Origin of the sequence: Komarekiella delphini-convector SJRDD-AB1 (assembly GCF_014831675.1) — a bacterium.
Classification (GTDB): domain Bacteria; phylum Cyanobacteriota; class Cyanobacteriia; order Cyanobacteriales; family Nostocaceae; genus Komarekiella.
Genome location: NZ_VJXY01000120.1, coordinates 1 through 5,467, shown reverse-complemented (window position 1 = coordinate 5,467; position 5,467 = coordinate 1). Strand labels below are relative to the sequence as shown.

8 protein-coding genes, 1 other RNA gene and 1 pseudogene are annotated in these 5,467 nt (G+C 42.4%); 2 read left to right on the top strand and 8 right to left on the bottom strand.

Annotated features, from left to right (window positions below; all coding sequences use genetic code 11):
- Positions 1-235, top strand: a pseudogene (locus FNW02_RS37110) (photosystem II q(b) protein); the annotation flags it as partial.
- A 126-nt stretch (positions 236-361) separates the two neighbouring features.
- Here FNW02_RS37110 and FNW02_RS37105 read toward each other — a convergent pair.
- The 3 genes from FNW02_RS37105 to FNW02_RS37095 form a co-directional block, all read right to left on the bottom strand.
- Positions 362-637, bottom strand: coding sequence for an antibiotic biosynthesis monooxygenase (locus tag FNW02_RS37105; RefSeq protein ID WP_191762465.1), 276 nt, complete (start codon positions 635-637; stop codon positions 362-364).
- Positions 638-1,297, bottom strand: coding sequence for an antibiotic biosynthesis monooxygenase family protein (locus tag FNW02_RS37100; RefSeq protein ID WP_191762464.1), 660 nt, complete (start codon positions 1,295-1,297; stop codon positions 638-640).
- Positions 1,298-1,401: 104 nt separating this feature from the next.
- Complete coding sequence (locus FNW02_RS37095) at positions 1,402-2,328, bottom strand: helix-turn-helix domain-containing protein (protein ID WP_225226273.1); 927 nt, start codon at positions 2,326-2,328, stop codon at positions 1,402-1,404.
- Between the two features lie 157 nt (positions 2,329-2,485).
- Here FNW02_RS37095 and recR point away from each other — a divergent pair, with 157 nt between their 5' ends.
- A complete protein-coding gene (gene recR / locus FNW02_RS37090) occupies positions 2,486-3,043 on the top strand; it encodes a recombination mediator RecR (protein ID WP_225226271.1) in 558 nt (185 codons plus the stop codon).
- Between the two features lie 342 nt (positions 3,044-3,385).
- On the opposite strand, the gene queF is transcribed toward recR, so the two are convergent.
- The 5 genes from queF to FNW02_RS37065 form a co-directional block, all read right to left on the bottom strand.
- A complete protein-coding gene (queF, locus tag FNW02_RS37085; protein WP_191762463.1) occupies positions 3,386-3,802 on the bottom strand; it encodes a preQ(1) synthase in 417 nt (138 codons plus the stop codon).
- Between the two features lie 91 nt (positions 3,803-3,893).
- Entirely contained in the window at positions 3,894-4,289 is a 396-nt protein-coding gene (locus tag FNW02_RS37080) for a hypothetical protein (RefSeq protein ID WP_191762462.1), read from the bottom strand.
- A gap of 157 nt (positions 4,290-4,446) precedes the next feature.
- A complete protein-coding gene (locus FNW02_RS37075; RefSeq protein WP_191762461.1) occupies positions 4,447-4,836 on the bottom strand; it encodes a phasin family protein in 390 nt (129 codons plus the stop codon).
- A 24-nt stretch (positions 4,837-4,860) separates the two neighbouring features.
- Positions 4,861-4,957, bottom strand: an RNA gene (gene ffs / locus FNW02_RS37070) — signal recognition particle sRNA small type.
- 37 nt (positions 4,958-4,994) lie between these two features.
- Complete coding sequence (locus FNW02_RS37065) at positions 4,995-5,261, bottom strand: YciI family protein (RefSeq protein WP_191762460.1); 267 nt, start codon at positions 5,259-5,261, stop codon at positions 4,995-4,997.
- Positions 5,262-5,467: the final 206 nt, after the last annotated feature.

Here is a 5,467-nt window from a genome sequence, read left to right as displayed (position 1 = left end):
CTGGTTCACCGCCTTGGGTGTGAGCACAATGGCGTTCAACTTGAACGGTTTCAACTTCAACCAATCAATCATTGATTCTCAAGGTCGTGTGATTGGTACTTGGGCTGATGTCATCAACCGCGCTAACTTGGGTATGGAAGTGATGCACGAGCGCAATGCTCACAACTTCCCTCTGGATTTGGCTGCTCTTGATTCTGCTCCTGTTGCTCTTAGCGCTCCTGCTATCAACGGTTAATCATTGAACATGACGCGATGAATCGCGTCTCTACAACCAAAAGCGCTCTCCAACAATGGGGGGCGCTTTTTTTGATGGTATTGGTCAAGCGATCGCGCGAGTCTGATCGCGTATACTTACCTTGATTTAAGCAAAAAAGCCTGTGATTTTAGTAGCCGGCGCAATCTCTCGGGTAGTGATGTAAGCTTCATAATTTGCTTGGCTTTGCCACTGCACATAATTAATGACACGAAAACCATCAAAGCTACGATGAACTACGCTAGCAATATATCCAGGCTGTTGCTTGAGAATGTTCTGGGTATACAACAATAAACTATCAATTAATAACCATTGTTGATCAGGTTGGGTAACAAAAATATCCAGTTCTGCTAGAACTGGATTGTCTTTATAAAGAGTAACCATTTAATTATTCTCCTCAGTCGGCTCGGTAAACACGACATCATAGAGATGAAATTCGTTTTCAGCTAAACCTACCCAGTAACCAGAGCCAGTTGACTCAAACCCAGGCGATCGCAAAATATTATTGAATGCTTCTTGACTAATCCACTGCCCATAATTAATAGTCATTAAGCCATCTAAAGAGCGATGAAAATTAGCAGAAACTAGTCCTGTATTATTTTCAAACGCTTTTACAATATATTCTTTCTCTAATTCCACTAAACGAGGCTGATTTTCTGGTGTTGTTCGGAATTCTGCAAAGTGAGTAAGGAAGCCACCCTTAATGATTTTAGGTGGGACATGCCCCTCTGAAATTGATTGAGAAGCCACAATCTCAAATACATGGGACTCGACTGGAAAGGCTGAGAGTTTAGCAGTTAATGCTTTACCAGGGACACTATTTACAAATGCCTCATAGTCTGCTTGATTGTGCCATTGCTCATAAGTAGCAACGCGTAATCCATCTTGACTTTTGTGGATACTAAAAGAGATGAAACCTGATTGTTGTTTTAAGGCTTCAACTGAGGTAATCAAAATGTTAATAATTTCAGCTTGATTTTCAGATGTAGAAAAATAGAGCGCGATCGCCGTAGCAACGTTGTTGTTGATAGAGATTGCAGGCATAACAATTCTGATTGTTCCAAGACTTAATTTATACGGCTCAACTCAAAATATGAAATCTTGGTAACTGCGGTATATCTCTTTTTTGCACTTTTAGTAGAATATTGCTATTTTCTGCCAAATTGTTTTGGCGTCACTCCAGTAATACGCTTGAAGTGTTTGCCAAATTGACTTTGGCTGGCAAAACCAACTTGCACAGCCACATTTGCAATGTTATGCTGACCCTGCATTAATAATTCTTGAGCACGTTCAATGCGGCATTTAATTAAATACTGGTAGGGAGAGTAGCCTATAGACTGTTTGAATAGTCGGGCAAAGTAATATTGACTCATGCCAAGTTCTGTAGCGATCGCTGCTAATGACACATCTTCTGCTAGATGATATTGAATATAGTCGATTGCCTGTTGTAGTTTATGGTTAGGTAACTGACCAGAGTAAGCTGGAATTTTTTGCTTTTGTGTCGAGTAGCGTCGTAATAAATGAACCGCTAATGCATTTACCATTGACTCGGCATAGAGGCGATCGCTCAATCCATCTGTTTCTAGTTCTGCTTTGAGTGTCAAACCAATTTGTTGGATTAAGGGATCATGAATTTTCAACTGTGGCACAATTTGCACGAGGTCTTCATCAACAGATTCATGCACAGTATAGGTAAATAGTTTTGGTTCCAAACGAAGTAGCAAGAATTTCGCATCAGTATCCCAAGATAACTTGCGATGGAGATAGGGAGGCGAAATCATGATGTCGCCTTCAGCGAGATAATCACTGCTACGTTTTCCGTCTATAGTCCGTTCTAGTAAAATAGGTTGCCCTAGATGAATGCTTAGTAGGTAGTTAGGTAGACAACACTCAGACGAATTATTCCCAGGCTGATTGTGTTGTTCCACTCGCAGAATGTCAGAAGCAATACCATGACTCCACAAAATTGGCGATCGCGGCACATTTAATACAACATTTCTCCTAGTATCTAGACTCATGTGGATTTTTCCTACACTTGTGTCATCCTCAAATTTACTATCAGAGGAAGTTCCCATAAAACTTCGTCTCAAAATTCAAAATTGGTATGACTTTTGAATTCTGCTGTAATAACCAATCCAAAATCCTGCAAGAATGTCATCATAGTTAAGGTAAAAACATTCTGGAGACAAGGCAACGGTTTACGCACGTCCTTTATCACGGTTAATTGAACAGTTGCAACGGCTACCAGGAGTCGGCCCTAAAACCGCTCAGCGATTGGCTTTGCATATTTTAAAGCGACCAGAAGCAGAAGTAGAGGCTTTGGCGCAAGCCCTAATTGAGGCAAAAAAACAGATAGGCTTGTGTTCTGTCTGCTTTCACTTATCTGCTGAACCAGTGTGTGAAATCTGCCGCAATGCTAACCGTGACGATAAAACTATTTGTGTTGTAGCAGATCCTCGCGATGTAATTGCGCTAGAAAAAACCCGCGAGTATAAAGGCAAGTATCACGTTTTGGGTGGGGTGATTTCTCCGATAGATGGGATTGGCCCAGAACAATTGACTATCCAAGCTTTAGTGCGGCGGGTGAGTCAGCAACAACCTCAAGAAGTGATTATGGCAATTAGTCCAAGTGTCGAAGGCGAGACAACGACACTGTATCTTGGTCAGCTACTCAAACCATTTACCAAGGTGACGCGGATTGCTTTTGGTTTACCTGTAGGTGGAGATTTGGAGTACGCCGACGAGGTGACATTAGCCAGAGCCTTAGAAGGTCGCCGGGAGTTAGATTAGTGAACAGTAAACAGTAAACAGTAAACAGTAAACAGTCAAGATAATGGGTTTTAAGGGGAACCACTAGACCTCTTGCAAAAGTCCGAAAATTATGAGTGTCATTCTGACCAGAACGTAGTGGAGGGTAATCCTACGGAGAAGCAAGCTACGCCTTGGTTCCGTAGGAAAGAATCTCACTCCTATGTTTCGCTCCGCTCAACATGACAATTTAAGCATTTATGCAAGAGGTCTACTAAAGAGATGAGTATTGACAACTGAAAACTAATAACCCAAAGCCAATTAATAGCAAGCGCTATCAGCCAAGTTTAAATCCCCAACTGTTTACTGTTTACTGTTTACTGTTTACTGTTTCAGATGTCGCACCTCGACAACAGTATGCACATTGCCGCGAGGCGTGAAATCTGTTTTTACAGTGACTTCTAAAGGGTCACATGCTGCAACAAAATCATCAATAATTTGATTGGCGGATTCTTCGTGAGAAATGTAGCGATCGCGGTAACTGTTAATATAAAGCTTTAGCGCTTTCAATTCCACCACCCGCTCATTAGGAACATAGGTAATGTAAATCGTGGCGAAGTCAGGATAGCCAGAAAACGGACATTTACAGGTAAATTCCGGCAAAGTAATATTAATATCGTATCGTCTTCCCACTCGCGGATTAGGAAATGTAATTAGTTTTCCTTCCGCAATCTCGCGTTCGCCATACTTGATTTCTGGGCTTGGCTGGGATACAGTTTCGGGTAAATAGTCGTTAGTCATTTGTTATTTGTCATTAGTCATTTGTTAACAGCCAAGAGTCAAGAATTTTCCCCTTATCCTCCCCTGTTCCCCCTGCTCCTCTTCCCCTCATCTACTCCTTCTCCCAATCTGGACAATTTTTATCATCCCATCCATGAGGATGCATGGCGCAGACTAACAAGTTACCACCATACACATGACCGTGATAATTACTACAACCTATGCAGGCAGAATTTTGTTCTAATGTAGGCTCAACTGAATAAGGAAAACCTTGGTCTGCATCTGCCATGAGGTCTCCTATTTCTCCATAAACTTCCAAAATTGGTTCAGCCAGATCTTGTAAATACTGGTCAACTTCAGTGGCAATCGTGGTGTGTACTTGTTCAGTAAATTCTTCGGTTAACTCAAAAAGGGTGTCTACCATTTCACCCATTCCTAGAAAGAAGTGCTCTACTTCTTCAGCTACCGTTTCTATAATTTCCATCAAATCTTTTTGCCATTGTTCCATAACCTTGATGCCCTTCCTGGCTATAAATAGAATACCCAGTGCTACCTGGCTTGAAGCACTAAAGTACATTCTAGGCAATGTAAATATATCAACTTTCTGTGTGTGATGCCATGCCAAAGTGCCGATAACTACTGACGCCCAATGTAAAAATTGCTTTTTACTGATCTCTTTGTAAGCGTTTTAATTCATCTTGCATTTCTATCACTTGCCGACGCAATTCATCAACATTATCGGTATCGGCTGATGCTTCTTTAACAGTTGGTTCTTCATCTTCCTCTAAAATTTCGATGCGGCGAGGTTCAGAAGGAGCTGTTTTGTCAGGGGTTGCATCAGATGTTGAGGTCTGTTGAGCTTGCTTCATCATATCCTCGACGAAGCGGCGGGCTTCTTCTGTGTTCATTTCGCCCTTTGCCACCATTTCATCTGCCAGTTTTTGGACTTGCGATCGCAGTTCCGCTAGTTTTCCTCCTGCCTTCTCACCCGCATAAGAAGCCAACCCAACACCGAGGTAAAAAGCTTTTTGAACAATATCTCCAAAACCAGGCATTGCTGCTGAACACTCCTAAAATAGGGCGACCCGGAGACTACGCCTACCACAAGCATCCCGTATTGCTGCTACCTTCCGGTTCTGACAAAGTTTGGGCGTTGAAGTCGCATAGATCCAGGTCTACTAAAAGCATAACACCAAAATTCCGTAAGTGTGTCTTACTCGGCTACAATTTTCCATTCGTAAAGCTGATAATCAACGCAGCCGTTCTGCACCAATGGATCAAGAGCTACAATTGCTTCTGCTTCATCCCTTGAGGCTGCCTCAAACAGCAACATACCCCCTCTGTGTTCTGCCCAATAGCCCGTTCGTGCTTTGTGTCCTTTAGCAATTAAGTCCTGAACATAAGCTTTATGAGCCGGTACGTATTGGTCAAAGGTGGGTTTATCGACTTTACCTTCTTCAATCTTCACGAAAGTGGGCATCTGCTTATAACCTGTCGAATTTAGCTATCGTAATATAGTCGTAATATGCCATTGAGTACTGAGTAATGTTAACGGATAGCTATAGCTATGGTTTAGCCCGTGCTGAGTCTTGAGTGCTGAGTCCTGAGTAATGAGTTCTGAGTCAAGAATTCAGTATTTATTCTCCCCCTCCTCCCCCTGCCCCCCCTGCTCCCCCTGCTCCCCTC

What these genes read in the sequence shown, in the direction of transcription:
- FNW02_RS37105 (WP_191762465.1), bottom strand. Translation starts at nt 637, where the DNA reads ATGGTTACTCTTTATAAAGACAATCCAGTTCTAGCAGAACTGGATATT.
- FNW02_RS37100 (WP_191762464.1), bottom strand. Translation starts at nt 1,297, where the DNA reads ATGCCTGCAATCTCTATCAACAACAACGTTGCTACGGCGATCGCGCTC.
- FNW02_RS37095 (WP_225226273.1), bottom strand. Translation starts at nt 2,328, where the DNA reads ATGGGAACTTCCTCTGATAGTAAATTTGAGGATGACACAAGTGTAGGA.
- queF (WP_191762463.1), bottom strand. Translation starts at nt 3,802, where the DNA reads ATGACTAACGACTATTTACCCGAAACTGTATCCCAGCCAAGCCCAGAA.
- FNW02_RS37080 (WP_191762462.1), bottom strand. Translation starts at nt 4,289, where the DNA reads ATGGAACAATGGCAAAAAGATTTGATGGAAATTATAGAAACGGTAGCT.
- FNW02_RS37075 (WP_191762461.1), bottom strand. Translation starts at nt 4,836, where the DNA reads ATGCCTGGTTTTGGAGATATTGTTCAAAAAGCTTTTTACCTCGGTGTT.
- FNW02_RS37065 (WP_191762460.1), bottom strand. Translation starts at nt 5,261, where the DNA reads ATGCCCACTTTCGTGAAGATTGAAGAAGGTAAAGTCGATAAACCCACC.